Below are 18,864 nucleotides of genomic sequence, written 5' to 3' on the forward strand. Positions count from 1 at the left end.
CTTCATGACCGGCAGCCCGGTGCGGGTCCACCTTGCCGACGAGGACGCCACGAGCCGGCTCGGCGAGGACATAGCCGCGATCCTCAGGCCGGGCGACGCGCTCCTCCTCTCCGGCGATCTCGGCATGGGCAAGACGACGCTGGCCCGCGCCGTCATCCGCGCGCTGGCCGGCGATCCCGCTCTCGACGTCCCGAGCCCGACCTTCACCATGGTCCAGTCCTATCCGGGCCGCGTACCGGTGCATCATTTCGACCTCTATCGCCTCGCCGCGCCGGACGAGCTCGAGGAGCTCGGCCTCGCCGAGGCGCTCGGCGAGGGCGCGGTACTGGTCGAGTGGCCCGAACGCGCCGAGGGCGCGCTGCCCGCCGGAGCGGCGCGGCTCGTCCTTTCCGAGGCGGGCGACGGCCGCGATGCCGAAATCACCGGCCCCGCCGCCTTCCTCGCCCGGCTCTCCCGATCGCTCGCCATCCGCGCCTTTCTCGACGGGGCCGGCCTTCCGGGCGCGGCGCGGCGCTTCCTGACCGGCGACGCCTCGGCCCGCGCCTACGAGACGGTGTCGCTGCCCGGCCGCCCGGCCGTGATCCTGATGGACGCGCCGCGCCGGCCGGACGGCCCGCCGATCCGCGACGGGCTGCCCTACAGCCGCATCGCCCATCTCGCCGAATCGGTCACGCCCTTCGTCGCCATCGCCGGGGCCTTGCGCGCGGAAGGCTTTTGCGCGCCCGAAATATACGCCGCCGACCTCGACCGGGGCCTGCTGCTGGTCGAGAACCTCGGCGCCGAGGGCGTCCTCGACGGCGACGGCAGCCCGGTTCCGGAACGCTACATCGCCGCCGCCGAGCTGCTGGCCGAGATGCACGCGAGGGACTGGCCGCGCCGCATCGACGTCGCGTCCGGGATCGTCCACGAGGTTCCTCCTTACGACCGCCGCGCGCTCGCCATCGAGACCGAGCTGCTCACCGACTGGTATCTGCCGCACGTCTCGGGTCGGCCAGTGGACAAGGGGACAGTGGACGAGGCGGCGCGCGCCGCCTATGGCGCGGCCTGGGCCGGCGTCTTCGACCTGCTGGAGGATGCCGAGAAGACGCTGGTGCTGCGCGACTACCACTCGCCCAACCTGATCTGGCGCGCCGATCGTGAGGGCCGCGACCGCGTCGGCCTGATCGACTTCCAGGACGCGGTGATCGGCCCCGCCGCCTACGATGTCGCCTCGCTCGCCATGGATGCGCGCGTCGACATCCCGCCGGAGCTGGAGCGCAGCCTCGTCGAGGCCTATTGCGCAGCGCGTGCCGCACAGGGCGGTTTCGACCGCGCCGGCTTCGACGTCGCCTATGCGGCAATGGCCGCGCAGCGCAACTCCAAGATCCTGGGCATCTTCGTACGCTTGAACCTGCGCGACGGCAAGCCGGGCTACATGCGCCACCTGCCGCGCATCCGCGACTATCTGTCCCGCGCTCTCGCCCATCCGGCGTTGGGCGAGCTGCGCGCCTTCTATGCCGGGGCGGGCATCCTGTGACGGCGATGCCGCAGACTGCGCCCAAGACCGTGATGGTGCTGGCGGCCGGGCTCGGCAAGCGCATGCGGCCGCTGACCGACACCATGCCGAAGCCGCTGGTCGCGATAGCCGGCAGGACCCTGCTCGACCGCGGTCTCGACATGCTCGCCGCCGCCGGCGTCGAAAAGGCCGTGGTCAACGTCCATTATCTCGGCGGGCAGATCGTCGCGCATGTAAGGACCCGCGCCGCGCCGGCCGTCGCCATTTCCGACGAGAGCGACCGTCTGCTCGATTCGGCCGGCGGCATCGTCAGGGCGTTGCCGATGCTGGGGCCGGAGCCCTTCCTGATCCTCAACGCCGACACGTTCTGGATCGACCGCGACGGATCGGACCTCGAACGCCTCGCCCTTGCATGGGACGGCGCGCGGATGGATATTCTACTCATGCTCGCGCGCACCGACAACGCCACCGGCCACAGCGGCGGCACCGATTTCCTGATCGGGCCGGACGGCCGCCTCGCCCGCGCAGCCGGCGCAAGCGATGGCCTGATCTATGCCGGCGTCGGCATCCTCCACCCGCGCATCTTCGCCGGCGCGAAGGCCGAGCCGCATTCGCTCAACCTTTATTTCGACCGCGCCATCGCCGCCGGGCGGCTTTATGGGCATGTCATGCGCGGCCACTGGGTCACCGTCGGCACGCCGGAGGCGATTCCCGCCGCCGAGGCGGCGGTTCTGCGCTTCTCGGGGTCATGAGCCCGCGCGTCCTGTCGATACCGGCCGGCACGGCCTTCCTGCCCACCCTTGCCGACGCGCTGCTTTCCGGCCGGCTGGTTCCTGGCTTTTCCCATGACGGCGACCCGCTGAAGCTCGCGGCGGCGACGATCTACGTGCCGACCCGCCGCGCCGCCCGCGCCCTGCGCGGCGTGTTCGTCGAGCGTCTCGGCGGCGTCTCGGCCATCCTGCCGGCGATCCATCCGCTCGGCGAGTTCGACGAGGACGCCGTCCTCTTCGACGGTTCAGGTGCCGACGCGCTGGCGCTCAGCCCCCCGATCGGTCAACTCGACCGCCTGTTGCTGCTCGCCCCCCTCGTGCAGGCGTGGAAGAAGCGGCTGCCGGCGCATGTCGCCGCCCTGTTCGGCGAGGAGGTGGTGGTGCCGGCCTCGTTGGCCGACGCCGTCTGGCTGTCGCGCGATCTCGCCGCCCTGATGGATGAGATCGAGACCGGCGGCGCCGACTGGGCCCGCCTCGCCTCGCTGGTGCCGGACGACCTCGCCAACTGGTGGCAGGTGACGCTGGAGTTCCTCGACATCGTCACGAGCGCATGGCCGGCCCTCCTTGCCGAGCGCGACCGCTCCAACCCGGCTGCCCACCGCAATGCCGGCATCCTCGCCGAGGCCGAGCGGCTTGCCCGCACGCCGCTCTCCGGCCCGGTGATCGCCGCCGGCTCGACCGGCTCGATCCCCGCCACCGCCCGGTTGCTCGCAGCGATCTCGCGCCTGCCCGCCGGTGCGGTTGTGCTACCCGGCCTCGACAGCGCCATGGACACGGCGAGCTGGAACGCCATCGCCGATCCCGACAGCGCGGCCTCCGGCTTCGGCCACCCGCAGGCGGGGCTGAAAAAGCTGCTCGCAATCCTCGGCGTCGCCCGCGCTGATGTCGAGGCATTGTCCGCGCCGTCACCGGCCATCGCCGCGCGAATGGCCTTCGTTGCCGAGGCGCTGCGCCCGGCCGAGACCACCGACGCCTGGGCCGGCAAGGGCGCGGCGGCCACGCCCCATGCCCTCGACGGCGTGACGCTGGTCGAGGCGGCGAACGAGCGCGAGGAGGCCTTAGCCATCGCCGTCGCGCTGCGGTTGGCGCTGGCGGAGGGCACCGCCGCCCTCGTCACCGGCGACCGCGAGCTCGCCCGCCGCGTCGCGACGGAGCTGCGCCGCTTCGGCATCGAGGCCGACGATTCGGGCGGCGTGCCGCTCGACGCCACCCCGCCGGCAACGCTGATGCGGCTGATGCTGGAGGCGGCGCTGCGGCCGGGCGACGCGGTGGCGATCCTGTCGCTGCTGAAGCATCCGCTGCTCCGCGCCGGCATGGAACGCGCCCGCGCCCGCGCGGCGGCCGAAACCATCGACCTCGTCGCGCTGCGCGGCGGCGCGGGCCGGCCGGACGCGGCGACGCTCGGCTCCGCCTTCGACGCGCGTCTCGCCGCGCTCGCAACCGAGCCGCGCCGGCCGTTCTGGTGGAACCGCCCCACGCCGCAACGTCTCGACGACGCCCGCGCCCTGCTCGCGGCGGTCGAGGCTGCTCTGGCGCCCCTCGTCGCGCTGCGCTGCGCGCGGGTTTCGCTGGCCGAGCTGGCTCGGGCGACGGTCCTTTCCTTCGAGGCGCTCGGCCGCGACGAGGCGGGAAGCCTGCGCGAGCTCTATCGCGGCGATGCCGGCGAGGCGCTTGCCGCCTTCCTGCGCGCGCTGCTGGCGGCGGCCGACGGCCAGCCGGTCGATGGGGCCGAATGGCCCGACATCTTCGCCGCCCTCGTCGCCGGCGAAAGCGTCAAGCCGTCCGTGACGGGCGACAGCCGCGTCGCCATCTGGGGCGCGCTCGAGGCGCGGCTGCAATCGGTCGACACGCTGGTGCTCGGCGGGCTGAACGAGGGCTCGTGGCCGCGCCGGGCCGAGCCCGACCGCTTCATGTCGCGCTTCATGAAGGCGGGGATGGAGCTCGAGCCGCCGGAGCGGCGCATCGGCCAGGCCGCGCACGATTTCTTCATGGCCATGGGCGCGGGCAAGGTGGTGCTGACGCGCGCGGCCCGCGCCGGCGACGCGCCGGCCCTGCCCTCGCGCTGGCTGCAACGGCTCGAAACGCTCGGCGGCGAGGCCGCCCTCGCGCCGCCGCGCGCGCGAGGCGCGGCGGTGCTCGACTGGGCGCGCGGCCTCGACCGCACTGACTCTGTCCCGTTCGCGCCGCGCCCCGCGCCGCGCCCGCCGCTCGCCCTGCGGCCGAGGCGCTTTTCCGTCACCGAGGTCGAGACGCTGCGCCGCGACCCCTACGCCGTCTATGTCCGCCGCGTCCTCAGGCTGGAGGCGCTGGAGCCGCTGATCCGCGACCCCGGCGCGGCCGAGCGCGGCACGCTGTTCCACGACATCGTCCACGCCTTCGCGCTCGCCGGCGTCGACCCGGCCGCGCCGGACGCCGAGGCGCGGCTCGTCCGCATCGGCCGCGAGACGTTCGACGCCTGCGGCCTGCCGCCCGACATCGACGCCGTGTGGTGGCCGCGCTTCGTGCGCATGGCCGGCCGGTTCGTCGTCTGGGAGCGCACCCGCCCCTCGGTCGTGCGGCGGCTCGCAGAGGCGAAGGCCGACGCAACGCAAGTCGGCGCGACCGGCGTCGTCCTTTCCGGCCGCGCCGACCGCATCGACCTCCTGCCCGCCGGCATGGCCGACATCGTCGACTTCAAGACCGGCTCCTCGCCGTCGAAGGCGCAGGCGCACACGCTGCTCAGCCCGCAGCTGGCGCTCGAAGGCGCGCTGCTGATGCGCGGCGCCTTCGCGGAAGCTGGCGAGCGCCTGCCAGCCGAGCTGCTTTACGTGCGCATGAAGGCGAATGGCGACGTCGCCGAGGAATCGATCCTCGTCCACAACCGCCAGCAGAAAGCGGCGACCGACCTGTCGCAGGAGGCGTGGGCGCGGCTGGAACGCCTGCTCGATCATTACGGTAACGAAACGAGCGGTTATCTCTCCCGCGCCCTGCCGTTCCGGGAGGGCGACACCGGCGGCGACTACGACCACCTTGCCCGCGTGCTCGAATGGTCGGCCGGCGGCGATGCCGACGAGGCGGGCGGCGACGGCGGATGAGCGGCTTCGTCGTCCCGGCCGATACGCTCGCGGCGCAGGCCACTGCCGCCGAGCCGTCGCTTTCGGCCTGGGTGTCGGCCAATGCCGGCTCCGGCAAGACGCATGTGCTGGCGCAGCGAGTCATCCGCCTGCTTCTCGGCGGGGCCGACCCGTCGCGCATATTGTGCCTGACCTACACCCGCGCCGCCGCCGCCAACATGGCCGGCCGCGTGTTCAGGAACCTCGCGCGCTGGGCGACGCTGCCCGACGCCGCGCTCGCCGGCGAGATCTTTGCGCTCGAAGGCCGCGCGCCGGACGCCGAACGCATGGCCTACGCCCGCCGCCTGTTCGCGCGGGCGCTGGAAACGCCGGGCGGGCTGAAGATCCAGACCATCCACGCCTTCTGCGAGGCGGTGCTGCACCAGTTCCCGCTCGAGGCCAACATCGCCGGCCATTTCGAGATGCTGGACGGGCAGATGGAGGCGGCGCTGGTCGCCGAGGCGCGGCGCGAGATGATCGCCACCGCCGCCGAAGAAGGTTCCGGGCTGGCCGACGCCTTCGCCGCCGTGCTGGCGCTCGGCGGCGAGAGCGGGCTCGACCAGCTCCTGTCGGCCATCGTCGCCCGACGCGACGCGCTGAAGGGGTTCATCGCCGAGATCGGCGAGGGCGACGCGGCCTTTGCACCGCTGTTCGCCGCATTCGGCTTCTCCGATGGGGAAACCCCTGAAAAAATAGCGGCCCGCCTCTTGCCCGACCGCTATTTCACCGCCGCCCTCGCCGCCGAGATCGGCCGTCATGCGGCGGCGGCCGGCAAGGCGACGGCACAGGATTTCGCCGCCGGGCTAGCGGCGGCGTCGCAGGCCGACCCGCTGGAGCGTTTGCCGGTCCTGCGCGGCCTATTCCTGACGAGGAAGGCGGGCGAGGGCTGGGTCGCGAAATCGACCCGCAACCTCATGGCCAGGGGGGTGGGCGAGTTCTTCCCCGAATTCCCGGCTGAGTTCGAACGTTTCGCTACCGAAATAGACGAGGCGTGCGACCGCGTCGCGCTTCATGCCATGCTTTCGGGCACCCGAGCCGCGCTCGTCGTCGCCGACTGGCTGATCGCCCGCTACGAGCGGCTGAAGAGCGCGCGCGGCTTTCTCGACTTCAACGACCTGATCGTCCGCACCGTCGCGCTCCTGTCGCGGCAGGATGCCGGCCCGTGGGTGCAGTACAAGCTCGACAAGGGCATCGACCACATCCTGCTCGACGAGGCGCAGGACACCAGCCCCGACCAGTGGGCGGTGGTCAAGGCGCTGGCCGCCGAGTTCTTCGCCGGCCATGGCGCGCGCGAGGGGCGCACCCGCACGATCTTCGCCGTTGGCGACGAGAAGCAGTCGATCTATTCCTTTCAAGGGGCGGAGCCGGAATCCTTCGCGCTCGGCGGCCGCTTCTTCCGCGAGCGGGTCGCGGCGGCCGAGGGGCGCTTCGAGCGCGTCAGGCTGACCCGCTCCTTCCGCTCGACATGGGACGTGCTTTCGGCCGTCGATCTCGTCTTCGCCGACGAGGCCAACCGCGACGGCCTGACCCGCGACCCCGAACCGATCGAGCATCGCGCCATCCGCGACGCCGCCCCCGGCCATGTCGAGGTCTGGCCGTCGCTGTCGCCGGTCACGGTCGAGGAGCCGGACGACTGGGCGCAAGGCATCGACCACGCCTCGGCGCCGGCCGTGCGGCTGGCCGGCCAGATCGCGGCGACGATCCGCCATTGGCTGGCGGGCAGCGAGCGCATCGGCGAGAAGCGGCTGCTACTCGGCCCCGGTGACGTCATGGTTCTGGTCCGCAAGCGCGACCGCTTCATCCACGCGCTGACGCGCGAATTGAAGAATCTCGGCATCCCGGTCGCCGGCGCGGACAGGCTGCTGCTGACCGGCCACATCGCCGTGCAGGACCTCCTCGCCATCGCCCGTGTCTGCCTCCAGCCGGACGACGACCTGTCGCTCGCCGCGCTGCTGAAGAGCCCGGCCTTCGGCTTCGACGAGGACGAGCTGTTCGCGCTCGCCGCCGCCCGGCCGGGCTCGCTGCTCGATGCCTTGCGCGCGGCGGCCGAGGCCGGCGGCAAGGCGGGCGAGGCGTGGCGCATGCTCTCGCGCTGGCGCGCCGAGGCCGGCTTCGGCGCGCCCTTCGCCTTCTTCGCCGGGATTCTCGCGCGCGACGGACTGCGCCGCAAGTTCATCGCCCGGCTCGGCCCGGAAGCCGGCGACGTGGTCGACGAGTTCCTGAATTTCTGCCTCGCGGCGGCCAAGACCGGCACCACCGAGCTGGAGGCGCTGGTCGCGCTGCTCGACCGCGGCGGGCCCGAGGTCAAGCGCGAGATGGACCAGACGCGCGGCGAGGTGCGGATCATGACCGCCCACGCCGCCAAGGGGCTGGAAGCGCCGGTGGTGTTCCTGGTCGACAGCGGGGCCGCGCCCTTCTCGGCCAGCCATTTGCCGCGGCTGGTGCCGTTCGACGCGCCCGGCAAGGCGTGGCGCGGCAAGGGCTTCCTCTGGCGCGCCGGCGCCGAGACCGCCAACCGCTTCTCGGCCGCGCTGGAGGCCGAGGCGTGGCGCAAGGCCGAGCAGGAATATCGCCGCCTGCTCTATGTCGGGATGACGCGGGCCGAGGACCGGCTGATCGTCTGCGGCTATCACGGCGCGCGCGGCCGCAACGAAGGCACATGGCACGCCATGGTCGAGACCGCGCTCGCCGCCTCGGCAAGCACGGCGCGGCAGACCCATCCGGCGACGGGCGAGGCCGTGCTGTCCTATCGCGTGACGCCGCCGGCCTCCGGCGCGCCGACTAGCGACACGGCGCCCGCTCCGCGAGCCGCCCCGCCCGCCCCGCCGTCCGCCCTGTTCGAGCCCCTGCCGCCGCCGCCCGCGCTGCCGCGTCCGCTCGCGCCCTCCGGCGCGGGCGCGGCGATCGAGCCGGAGCCGGACGCCGCCTTTGCCGGCCGCTCGCCGGTTCTCGACGCCGATGCCGCGCCCGCCTTCGCGCTCGAGCGCGGTACGGCGCTGCACCGCCTGCTCCAGATGCTGCCCGAGATCGCGGCGGACCGGCGCGAGGCGGCCGCCGCCCTCTATCTCGCGCGGATCGGCGCGGCCTGGCCCGAGGGCGAGCGCGAGCGCCTGTGGCGCTCGGTCGAGCGGGTGCTTGCCGATCCGGATTTCGCGCCGATCTTCGCGCCCGGCTCGCGGGCCGAGGTGGCGGTGATGGGCCGGGTCGAGGTCGCCGGCGCGGAGCGCGCCGTCTCGGGCAAGATCGACCGGCTGGCGGCGACGGACGAGGCGGTGCTGATCGTCGATTTCAAGACCGGCCGCCCGCCGCAATCGAACGATCCCGCCGCACTGCCGCCGACGCATGTGGCGCAGATGGCGCTCTACCGCGCGCTGCTGCGGCCGCTCTATCCGGGCCGCGACGTGCGGGCGGCGCTGGTCTATACGGAAGCGCCGCTCCTCGTGCCGCTCACGGCAGCCGTGCTCGACCATGCGCTTGCCCGACTCACGGCGACGTGACAAAACGGGTGCTTGAACTTGCCGCCCGCCTCACCCACATGCGCGGCCGAACCGAATTTCAGGGAGTTTCCGACATGGCCACCGTCACCGTAACCAACAGCAACTTTCAGGCCGACGTGCTCGATTCGGCCGAACCCGTGGTGGTGGATTTCTGGGCCGAGTGGTGCGGCCCGTGCAAGATGATCGCCCCGGCGCTCGAGGAGATCTCGGCCCAGTATGCCGGCAAGGTCAAGATCGCCAAGCTGAACATCGACGAGAACCCCGAGCTCGCCGCCCAGTATGGCGTGCGCTCGATCCCGACGCTGATGCTGTTCAAGGACGGCGCGGTCGCCGACACCAAGGTCGGCGCGGCGCCGAAGACGGCGCTTTCGGCGTGGATCGGCGGCGCGGTCGCCTGATCGCACTTTCCCGGATGAACTTCGAAAGCCCGGCCCCGCGCCGGGCTTTTGCTTATTGCGGCGGGGTGCCGTTCTTGCGCAGCACCTCGCCGACGAGATAGAGCGAGCCCGAGATCAGGATGCGCCGCGGCGAGCCGGCGCTGTCCCAGCCGTCGCGCAGCAGCATCAGCGCGTTCTCGACCGAAGCGACCGGCTCGGCCGAAAGCCCCGCCTCGGCGGCGCGCGCCGCCAGCTCGTCGTTGGGAACGCCGGAATCGCTGTCGTTGACCGGCACGGTGAAGATGTGGCGCACCATGCCGGTGAAGTTGCGGAAATAGCCGGCCTGGTCCTTGGTGTCGATCATCCCGGCGATCATGACGAGCGGCATCGGCCGCCTGTCCTCCTCGTTGGCCAGCGCCTCGGCGACGACCGCGCCGGCGCCGGGATTGTGCCCGCCGTCGATCCAGATCTCCGCGCCCTTCGGCGCCAGCGCCACCAGCGCGCCCTCGGTCAGCTTCTGCATCCGGCCGGGCCAGTCGACCCGCGCCATGGCCCGCTCGGCGTCCTGCTGGCCGATGGGAAAGCCCGCTGCCTTGACCGCGGCGATGGCCGCGGCGGCGTTTGCATATTGATGCCGGCCCGGCAGGCGCGGCAGCGGCAGGTCGAAGAGCCCGTTCCCGTCCTGGTAGACGAGGCGGCCCCTCTCCTCGAAGGCGAGGAAATCCTGGCCGTAGACGAAGAGCGGGCAGTCGAGCCGTTCGGCGGTGTCGATCAGCACGTCGCGCGCGGCCTCGTGCTCCTGCGCGCCGATCACCACCGGGCAGCCGGGCTTGACGATGCCGGCCTTCTCGGCAGCGATCAGCTCCACCCGGTCGCCGAGCCAGGCCTCGTGGTCGAGCGAGATCGGCATGATCAGGCTGACGGCCGGCTTTGCCACGACGTTGGTGGCATCGAAGCGGCCGCCGAGGCCGACCTCGACGATGGCCGCGTCGGCCGGGTGCCCGGAGAACAGCACGAACATCGCCGCCGTCAGGATCTCGAACACGGTGATCGTCTCGCCGCGGTTGGCCTCGGCCACCCGCTCGATGGCCTCGGCCAGCACCGCGTCCTCGGCCAGCCTGCCGCCGCCCTCGGCCGCGAGGCGGAACCGCTCGCGCCAGTCGACGAGATGCGGCGAGGTGTGGACGTGGCACAGCCGGCCCGAGGCTTCGAGCAGCGCGCGCGAGAAGGCGGCTGCCGAGCCCTTGCCGTTGGTGCCGGCGATGTGGATCACCGGCGGCATGTGCGAATGCGGGTCGCCCAGCCGGCCGAGCAGGCGCGTCACGCGCTCCAGCGACAGGTCGTAGCCCTTGGGGTGCAGCGCCATCAGGCGCTCGATGGCGGCGTCGGCCGCCCCTGTGCTGATGCTCATGACCGCCGGTTCCGGTTCGGCTGGAGGAAGGGTGTGCGTCAGGAGACCGGCAGGGTTTCGGTGGCGGTCGTTTCGGGCGCGGGCATCGGGGCGGGCGCGGCCTCGGCCGGCTTCTCGCCGACGAAGATCTTCAGGAGCCGCGCCACCGTCTCCTTCATCTGAAGGCGCGAGACGACCATGTCGACCATGCCGTGCTCCATCAGGTATTCGGAACGCTGGAAGCCCTCGGGCAGCTTCTCGCGGATGGTCTGCTCGATGACGCGCGCGCCGGCGAAGCCGATCACCGCGCCGGGCTCGGCGATGTGGACGTCGCCGAGCATGGCGTAGGAGGCGGTGACGCCGCCGGTCGTCGGGTTGGTCAGGACGACGATATAGGGCAGGCCCGCCTCCTTCAGCCGGTCGACCGCGACCGTGGTGCGGGCGAGCTGCATCAGCGACAGGATCCCCTCCTGCATCCGCGCGCCGCCCGAGGCCGAGAACAGCACCAGCGGCCGCCTGAGCATGACCGCGGTCTCGAACCCCTTGATGATCGCCTCGCCGGCCGCCATGCCGAGCGAGCCGCCCATGAAGGTGAAGTCCTGCACCACGGCGACGATGGGCAGGCCCTCGATCGTGCCGGTGGCCGAAAGCACGGCGTCTTCCATGCCGGCCTTGGTCCGGTTTTCCTTCAGCCGGTCGACATAGCGCTTCTCGTCGCGGAACTTCAGCGGGTCGGTCGCGACCTTCGGGTTCTCGATCGTCTCATAGGCGCCGTCGTCGAAGAAGAACTTCAGCCGCTCCTTGCCCGAGATCTTCATGTGGTGGCCGGAGGACGGGATGACCCACTGGTTCTCCTCCAGGTCCTTGTGGAACACCATCTCGCCGGTCTCGGGATCCTTGATCCACAGGTTCTCCGGCATCTCGCGACGGCCGAGGATCGAGTTGATCTTCGGGCGGACATAGTTGGTGATCCAGTTCATCGGCGGTCTCCGCTTCTTCTTGGGTCCGGCTCGGATGGGGCCGACTCAGATGGGGTACGTTTCAGGCGTGGGCAAGGCGCGCGCGCCGCACCCCGTCGGCAAGGCCGCCGACCAGCGTCGCCACCGCCTCGGCCGGGTCGGCCGTCAGCCCGCCCCTGGCGTCTATCACGCTGGCGACCGCGTTGACGATGGCCGTGCCGACGACGACGCCGTCGGCCGAGGCGCCGATCGCCTGCGCCTGGCTCGCGGTCTTGACGCCGAAGCCGACGCAGACGGGCAAATCCGTATGCGCCTTGATGCGCCCGACCGCCTCGCCGACCTTCGAGGTGTCGGGCAGGGCCGAGCCGGTGATGCCGGTCATCGACACGTAATAGACGAAGCCGGAGGTGTTCCGGAGCACGCTCGGCAGGCGCTTGTCGTCGGTGGTCGGCGTGGCGAGGCGGATGAAGTTGATGCCCGCTGCAAGCGCCGGCACGCACAATTCGTCGTCCATCTCCGGCGGCAGGTCGACGACGATCAGCCCGTCGATGCCGGACGCCTTCGCTTCCTTCAGGAAACGGTCGACGCCGTAGATGTAGATCGGGTTGTAGTAGCCCATCATCACGATGGGGGTCTCGTCGTCTTGCCTGCGGAACTCGGCCGCCATCTGGAGCGTGCGCGCCAGCGTCTGGCCGCCCTTCAGCGCGCGCAGGCCCGCGGCCTGGATCGCCGGGCCGTCGGCCATCGGGTCGGAGAACGGCATGCCGAGCTCGATCACGTCCGCCCCCGCGCCGGGCAGGCCCTTGAGGATGGCGAGCGAGGCGGCGTAGTCCGGGTCGCCCGCCATCATGTAGGTGACGAGCGCCGGCCGGCCTTCCTCTTTCAGCTTGGCGAAGCGGCGGTCGATGCGGGTTTCGGTCATTTACCGTCTTCCTTGACATGGGTTTGCAGCAGCAGCCTCGCCACCGTTTCCGATGGCCGGCACAGGGCCGTGCCGAGACCGGTCGAGACGATCGGCCGGTTCATCAGGATGGGATGGCGCACGACCGCGTCGATCAGCGCCTCGTCGGTGAGCGCCGGGTCGCCGAGGCCGAGTTCGTCATAGGGCGTGCCGTTGCGGCGCAGCAGCGCGCGCACCGGCTGCCCGGTCGCGGCGAACAGCGCCTTCAAGTCGTCGCGCGGCAGGGGGTCGTCAAGATAGCGGACGATTTCCGGCTCGATGCCGGCGGCGCGGATCATCGCCAGCACGTTGCGCGACGTGCCGCATTGGGGGTTGTGGTAGATCGTGACCTCCACCGGTCAGATCTCCATGTCCATCATCTTCGCCACGGTGTGGACGTCCTTGTCGCCGCGCCCCGAGAGGTTGACGATCATCACCTTGTCCTTGCCGAGCGTCGGCGCGCGCTTGACGGCCTCGGCGATGGCGTGGGCGGATTCGAGCGCCGGGATGATGCCTTCCACCCGCGTCGTCAGCTTGAAGGCGTCGAGCGCCTCGTCGTCGAGGATCGGCACGTATTCGACCCGGCCCGAATCCTTCAGCCACGAATGCTCAGGCCCGACGCCGGGATAGTCGAGCCCGGCCGAGACCGAATGGCCGTCGAGAATCTGGCCGTCCTCGTTCTGGAGCAGATAGGTGCGGTTGCCGTGCAGCACGCCCGGCCGGCCGGCATTCATCGAGGCGCAGTGTTCTGTGCCTTGCAGGCCGCGCCCGCCGGCCTCGACGCCGACGATCTGCACGCCGGAATCGTCGAGGAAGGGATGGAACAGTCCGATGGCGTTGGAGCCGCCGCCGACCGCGGCGACGACGACGTCGGGCAGGCGCCCTTCCTGCTCCACGATCTGGGCGCGCGCCTCGCGGCCGATCACCGCCTGAAGCTCGCGCACCATTTCCGGATAGGGGTGCGGGCCGGCGGCGGTGCCGATCAGGTAGTAGGTGTCGGCGACGTTCGTCACCCAGTCGCGCAGGGCCTCGTTCATCGCGTCCTTGAGCGTGCCGTGGCCGGACGAGACGGGCCGCACCTCGGCGCCGAGCAGCTTCATGCGGAAGACGTTCGGCTTCTGCCGCTCGACGTCGGTCGCGCCCATATAGACGACGCAGTCGAGGCCGAAGCGCGCCGCGACCGTCGCCGTGGCGACGCCGTGCTGGCCCGCGCCCGTCTCGGCGATGATGCGCTTGCGGCCCATGCGCCGCGCCAGAAGAATCTGGCCGAGGCAGTTGTTGATCTTGTGCGAGCCGGTGTGGTTCAGGTCCTCGCGCTTGAGATAGATCTTGGCGCCGCCGAGATGGCGCGTCAGCCCCTCGGCGAAATAGAGCTTCGACGGCCGGCCGGCATAGTGGGTCGACAGCGCCTGCAATTCGCCCTGGAAGGCCGGATCATCCTTCGCCGCCTTCCATTCGGCTTCCAGCTCGAGGATCAGCGGCATCAGCGTCTCGGCGACGAAGCGGCCGCCGAACAGGCCGAACATGCCGTCCTCGTCTGGACCGGCGCGGAAGGAGTTCGGCTGGACGGGTGAGTTCACGGGTCTTGCTCCTCGGCGATGGAAGGGACGGTCAGGCGGCCTCGCCGGCGCGCGCGGCCCTTACGGCATTCAGGAAGTCTGCGATCAGCCCCGTGTCCTTGACGCCCGGCGCGCTTTCCACGCCCGAGGAGACATCGAGGCCGGGCGGATGGGCAAGGCGCAGCGCGTCGCCGACATTGGCGGCGTCCAGCCCTCCCGAAAGCATGTAATCGACGCCGGGGTCAAGTGTCGCCAGGAGCCGCCAGTCGAAGGCGACGCCGTTGCCGCCCGGCAGCACCGCGTCCTTCGGCGGCTTCGCGTCGAACAGGAAGCGGTCGGCGACGCCGAGGAACGGCGCGATGCCGGCAAGGTCGGCCGCCTCCGAGATCGCCAGCGCCTTCATCACCGGCAGGCGATAGCGCGCCCTGACCTCGGCCACGCGCGCCGGCGTCTCCTGACCGTGAAGCTGGAGCATGTCGGGCCGCATCGCCGCGACGATTCCATCGAGGAAGGCGTCGTCGGCATCGACCGCCACGGCCACCGCCTTCGCCCTGCCCCGCGCCGCCTCGCGCAGCCGTCCCGCCTCCTCCGGCGCGATGGTGCGCGGGCTCTTCGCGAAGAAGATGAAGCCGACATGGCTCGCGCCGCCGGCAAGGGCGGCGTCGATGGCGTCGGCCGTCTTCAGGCCGCATATCTTGACGTCGGGGCGCATGGCGGCCAAGTGCCACGAAAAGGCGGCAGAGTCGAGGCTTGGGTCGAGGCCTGGCGTCGAGGCTTGCGCGGCGTGGGCGATGACGCTAGCCCAGGAAGATCGAACCGCCGGAGCGACCATGAAGACGATCTTCTCGCCACGCCATGCCGGCCATGCCGGCAATGTCGAACTGGACGCCAACGCCATCGTGCCGGCCTACGAGAAGCCGGCGCGGGCCGAGATCGTGCGGGCGCGCGTCGAGGCGGTCGGTCTCGGCCCGGTGCTGGGGCCGGCCGCGCACGACCTTGCCACGGCGCGCAAGGTGCACAAGCCGGCCTATCTCGACTTCCTGCCCACCGTTTATTCCGAATGGGAGAAGGCGGGCCGGAGCGGCACGGCGATGCCCTATGTCTGGCCGACGCGCGGCCTGCGCGGCGATGTCGAGCCGCGGAGCATCGAGGCCAGGCTCGGCTTCTATTCGTTCGACTGCGGCGCGACCTTCGTTGGCGGAACCTGGGACGCGATCAAATCCTCGCACGACGTGGCGCTGACGGCGGCCGGCCTGGTCGCCGCAGGCGAGCGCGCGGCGTTCGCGCTCTGCCGCCCGCCCGGCCACCACGCCGGCTCGGCCTTCATGGGCGGCTATTGCTACATCAACAACGCGGCCGTCGCCGCCGAGTGGCTGCGCGACAACGGCGCGGCGCGCGTGTCGATCCTCGACGTCGACTATCACCACGGCAACGGCACGCAGGAGATCTTCTACGCCCGCGCCGACGTGCAGGTCGTCAACCTGCATGCCGACCCGCTCGCCGAGTATCCCTATTTCCTCGGCCACGCCGACGAGCGCGGCGCGGGCGCGGGCGACGGCTTCAACCACAACCTGCCGCTTCCCCTCGGCACGGCGTGGGCCGGATGGAGCGCGGCGCTCGACACGGCCTGCGGCCTGATCGCCGCCCATCGCCCGGACGCGCTTGTCGTCTCGCTCGGGGTCGACACCTTCGAGCGCGACCCGATCAGCCGGTTCCGGCTGACGAGCGCCGACTACCCGAAGATCGGCCGCCGCATCGGCCGGCTCGCCTTGCCGACGCTGTTCGTCATGGAGGGCGGCTACGCGGTGGAGGAGATCGGCGTCAACGCCGTCGGCGTGCTGACCGGCTTCGAGGAAGGCTGAGCAATTCCGGGAAATTGTGTGGCATCGCCGCAACGCTGAACGCGTCGCGTGCGCGCGCCACCATGAATCCCCCAAATCTCCGCAATCGCGTCATGATTCGCCGGCAAGTCGCGGAGAACATTAACATCCCGTTCACGGCTTATTCACCGATGATCGCTAGGATGACCGCAATCGGAAGGGACATCCGACGGGACAGGGTTCAAGGCAATGACGATCGTGGCGCGCTTTATTGGTATCGCAGTTGCGGTGCGCGAATTTCTGGCACCGACCTATCGGCCGGAACGGCATTACATGCGGGGCCCCGGCCCGGCCTGCGCCCGTACGCGCTCCACCGTCGGCGCGCGTTGAGCTATTCCTTTTCGCACGCTTCGACGACCACGGTTTCGCCGGCCGCCGCGCCGAGCGTGAGGCAGGCGCCGTCGGCGCAGAGCGTCCAGCCGGAAACGGTCGCGCCCGAGGCGGCGAGCACGAGCCGCGGCACCGGCGCGATCGTCGGCGCATAGACCCACCAGCCATCTTCCAGCACCGCGCCGTCGGGCGGGTCGATCCCCGCGCCCGACCCCTTGATCCGCGCCTCGACGAGCTCGAGGCCGGCCGGGGTGGCACGCCATTCCTCGCGCCATTCCGTCTTCTCGACCGAATGGGTCCAGGAAAGCGTGAAGGCGGCGGCGGCCAGCGTCGCCGCCTTGCCGCCGGCAAGGATGCACAGGCTCACGGCGTCGCCGGCTCGGCCTGCCGGCGCGTGCGCCACCAGTGCGCGGCGACGGCCGCGACGGCGAGCACGAAGCCGGCCGCGTCGGTCAGCGGCAATTCGAGGATCAGCAGAACGCCGGCGGCGAAGCAGGCGATGCGCTCCCACCACAAGGCGCGGCCGGTGAGGTAGCCGACCACGGCGACGCCCCACAGCGCGATGCCGGCGCAGGCCTTGAGCACGATATAGGTCACCTCGACCCAGTAGCCCCATTGCTCTGCCATCGGCCCGCCGTCCTGCAGCATCAACGCCGGCGTGTAGACGGCCATGAACGGCACGACGAAGCCGGCCGTGGCGAGCTTCGTCGCCTGGATCGATATCTTCAGGCCCGATGTCTTGGCCATCGGCGCGGCCGCGAAGCAGGCGAGCGCCACCGGCGGCGTCAGGTCTGCCATGATGCCGAAATAGAACACGAACATGTGGCTGACCAGCAGCGGCACGCCGAGCTCGAGCAGCGCCGGCCCGGCGAGCGAGGAGGTGATGATGTAGTTCGGGATGGTCGGGATGCCCATGCCGAGCACGAGGCAGGTCAGCATGGTCAGGATCAGCGACAGGAACAAATTGTTCTCGCCGATGCGGATGATCGCGCCGATGAAGGTCGAGGCGATGCCGGTCAGCGTCAGCGTGCCGATGACGATGCCGACGATGGCGCAGGCGATGCCCACGGGAAGCGCGTTCTTCGCCCCTTCGGCCAGCGAATCGCGGCAGATCGCCAGCGTCTCGCGCCCGCCCTTGAAGAAGACGCAGGCCGCGATCAGCGCGGCGATGACCGCGGCGAGCACGTTGACGCCGAACCTCATGAACGCGGCCGCCGCGAGGCCGAGCGCCACCCAGAACACCATGCGGAAAGCGAAGGGTCCGATCAGGGCGGCCAGCGGCGTGCCGAGGATCAGCACCACGATCAGCGCCAGCCCCATCGTGCCGGCGAAGATCGGCGTGTAGCCGGCGAAGAGCAGATAGACCAGCGTGCCGAGCGGCAGCACGAGCGGCCAGTGCTGGCGCAGCGCCTTCCACGGGTCGGGAAGCTGCGCCTTGTCCATGCCGCCGAGGCCCGACTTGCCGGCCTCCAGATGCACCATCCAGAAACAGACGCCGAAATAGAGCGCCGCCGGGATAAGCGCCGCCTTGACCACGTCGACGTAAGGCACGTTCAGCGTCTCGGCCATGATGAAGGCGACAGCGCCCATAACCGGCGGCATGATCTGCCCGCCCATCGAGGAGGTCGCCTCGACGCCGCCGGCGAAGGCGGAGCGGAAGCCGAACTTCTTCATCAGCGGAATGGTGAACTGGCCCGAGGCGACGACGTTGGCGACGCCGGAACCCGAGATGGTGCCCATCAGCGCCGAGGACAGCGTGCAGACCTGCGCCGGCCCGCCGCGCCACGAGCCGACCAGGCCGAGCGCGAAATCGTTGAACAGCGCCAGCATGCCGGCGCGCTCGAGGAAGGCGGCGAAGACGACGAAGATGAAGATATAGGCGGCCGAGACGTAGATCGGCGTGCCGTAGATGCCTTCCGTGCCGAAGCCGAAATGCTCGACGATCATCTCCCACGGATAGCCGCGATGGATGAAGGGGGGCGGCAGGTGCTGGCCGAGGAAGCAATAGGCGAGGAAGATGGCGGCGATGATGGTCAGCGGGAGGCCCATCAGCCGCCGCGCGCCCTCGAACACCAGCGCGATCATCAGCGCCCCGACGGTGAGATCAAGCGGCGTCAGGAAGCCGGAGCGGTGGATCAGCGGGACGTAGAAGATCCAGTTGTAGACGCCGGTGAGGAAGCCGAGGATGCCGAGCGTCCAGAACCACGCCTTGCCCGCGCGCGTCTTCGCCACGAGGTTGCCGAACAGCGCGAAGCCGAGCAGCAGCAGGAAGCCGACATGCATCGCGCGCACCACCTGGCTCGGCAGCGTGCCGTAGGCCGCGGTCCACAGCTGGAACAGCGAGAAGGTGAACGCGATCCAGAAGGCGACGCGGCCGGAAAGGCCCTCGCCGAAGCCGGAGGGCAGGCCCTCGATGTGTTCCTCGGCCGTCTCCTGAATCAGGATCGGCCCCTCGGCCTTCGCCTCGCTCATGTTCCCTCCCCGGATGCGATGATGGTGCGGCCGTTCGGCGGCCTTGTCGTGTCGGTTCCGCGCCTGCGCCCCGCCCGCGGCGTCGCGGGCAGGGCAAGGTCGA

At 70.9% G+C, this 18,864-nt stretch carries 14 protein-coding genes; 6 read left to right on the forward strand and 8 right to left on the reverse strand.

Going from position 1 to position 18,864, the window contains the following annotated elements; all coding sequences use genetic code 11:
• Positions 1–4: 4 nt before the first annotated feature.
• From tsaE to trxA, 5 genes are all read left to right on the forward strand, one after another.
• Positions 5–1,516 (forward strand): tRNA (adenosine(37)-N6)-threonylcarbamoyltransferase complex ATPase subunit type 1 TsaE, encoded by a 1,512-nt coding sequence (gene tsaE, locus M9945_RS01465; RefSeq protein ID WP_367943129.1) that lies wholly within the window; start codon positions 5–7, stop codon positions 1,514–1,516.
• A gap of 5 nt (positions 1,517–1,521) precedes the next feature.
• A complete protein-coding gene (locus M9945_RS01470; protein ID WP_367943130.1) occupies positions 1,522–2,247 on the forward strand; it encodes a nucleotidyltransferase family protein in 726 nt (241 codons plus the stop codon).
• Complete coding sequence (gene addB, locus M9945_RS01475; RefSeq protein WP_367943131.1) at positions 2,244–5,339, forward strand: double-strand break repair protein AddB; 3,096 nt, start codon at positions 2,244–2,246, stop codon at positions 5,337–5,339. The genes M9945_RS01470 and addB overlap by 4 nt, the downstream gene beginning before the upstream one ends.
• Positions 5,336–8,854 (forward strand): double-strand break repair helicase AddA, encoded by a 3,519-nt coding sequence (addA, locus tag M9945_RS01480; protein WP_367943132.1) that lies wholly within the window; start codon positions 5,336–5,338, stop codon positions 8,852–8,854. Before addB ends, addA begins: the two co-directional genes overlap by 4 nt.
• Before the next feature lie 74 nt (positions 8,855–8,928).
• On the forward strand, positions 8,929–9,252 hold the full coding sequence (gene trxA / locus M9945_RS01485; protein WP_367931501.1) for a thioredoxin: 324 nt from the start codon (positions 8,929–8,931) through the stop codon (positions 9,250–9,252).
• A 52-nt stretch (positions 9,253–9,304) separates the two neighbouring features.
• Here the strand turns inward: trxA and M9945_RS01490 are convergent, their stop codons facing one another.
• From M9945_RS01490 to M9945_RS01515, 6 genes are all read right to left on the reverse strand, one after another.
• On the reverse strand, positions 9,305–10,636 hold the full coding sequence (locus M9945_RS01490; protein ID WP_367944739.1) for a folylpolyglutamate synthase/dihydrofolate synthase family protein: 1,332 nt from the start codon (positions 10,634–10,636) through the stop codon (positions 9,305–9,307).
• A gap of 44 nt (positions 10,637–10,680) precedes the next feature.
• Positions 10,681–11,601, reverse strand: a complete 921-nt coding sequence (gene accD / locus M9945_RS01495; RefSeq protein ID WP_367943133.1) for an acetyl-CoA carboxylase, carboxyltransferase subunit beta — start codon at positions 11,599–11,601, stop codon at positions 10,681–10,683.
• 61 nt (positions 11,602–11,662) lie between these two features.
• Entirely contained in the window at positions 11,663–12,502 is an 840-nt protein-coding gene (gene trpA, locus M9945_RS01500; protein WP_367931504.1) for a tryptophan synthase subunit alpha, read from the reverse strand.
• On the reverse strand, positions 12,499–12,876 hold the full coding sequence (arsC, locus tag M9945_RS01505) for an arsenate reductase (glutaredoxin) (RefSeq protein ID WP_367943134.1): 378 nt from the start codon (positions 12,874–12,876) through the stop codon (positions 12,499–12,501). The genes trpA and arsC overlap by 4 nt, the downstream gene beginning before the upstream one ends.
• 3 nt (positions 12,877–12,879) lie before the next feature.
• Positions 12,880–14,100 carry a tryptophan synthase subunit beta gene (gene trpB, locus M9945_RS01510; RefSeq protein ID WP_367943135.1) on the reverse strand — a complete coding sequence of 407 codons (1,221 nt, stop codon included), beginning with the start codon at positions 14,098–14,100 and terminating at the stop codon, positions 12,880–12,882.
• Positions 14,101–14,131: 31 nt separating this feature from the next.
• A complete protein-coding gene (locus M9945_RS01515) occupies positions 14,132–14,791 on the reverse strand; it encodes a phosphoribosylanthranilate isomerase (RefSeq protein WP_367943136.1) in 660 nt (219 codons plus the stop codon).
• A 118-nt stretch (positions 14,792–14,909) separates the two neighbouring features.
• Here M9945_RS01515 and M9945_RS01520 point away from each other — a divergent pair, with 118 nt between their 5' ends.
• Positions 14,910–15,941: a histone deacetylase family protein gene (locus M9945_RS01520; RefSeq protein ID WP_367943137.1), complete on the forward strand. Its 1,032-nt coding sequence runs from the start codon at positions 14,910–14,912 to the stop codon at positions 15,939–15,941.
• Between the two features lie 349 nt (positions 15,942–16,290).
• Here the strand turns inward: M9945_RS01520 and M9945_RS01525 are convergent, their stop codons facing one another.
• Both M9945_RS01525 and M9945_RS01530 read right to left on the reverse strand, forming a co-directional pair.
• Positions 16,291–16,656 (reverse strand): DUF1850 domain-containing protein, encoded by a 366-nt coding sequence (locus tag M9945_RS01525; RefSeq protein ID WP_367931508.1) that lies wholly within the window; start codon positions 16,654–16,656, stop codon positions 16,291–16,293.
• Complete coding sequence (locus M9945_RS01530; RefSeq protein ID WP_367931509.1) at positions 16,653–18,761, reverse strand: TRAP transporter permease; 2,109 nt, start codon at positions 18,759–18,761, stop codon at positions 16,653–16,655. Before M9945_RS01530 ends, M9945_RS01525 begins: the two co-directional genes overlap by 4 nt.
• Positions 18,762–18,864: the final 103 nt, after the last annotated feature.

The sequence above is a fragment of the Aquamicrobium sp. genome (genome assembly GCF_023954335.1).
Lineage (GTDB): Bacteria > Pseudomonadota > Alphaproteobacteria > Rhizobiales > Rhizobiaceae > Aerobium.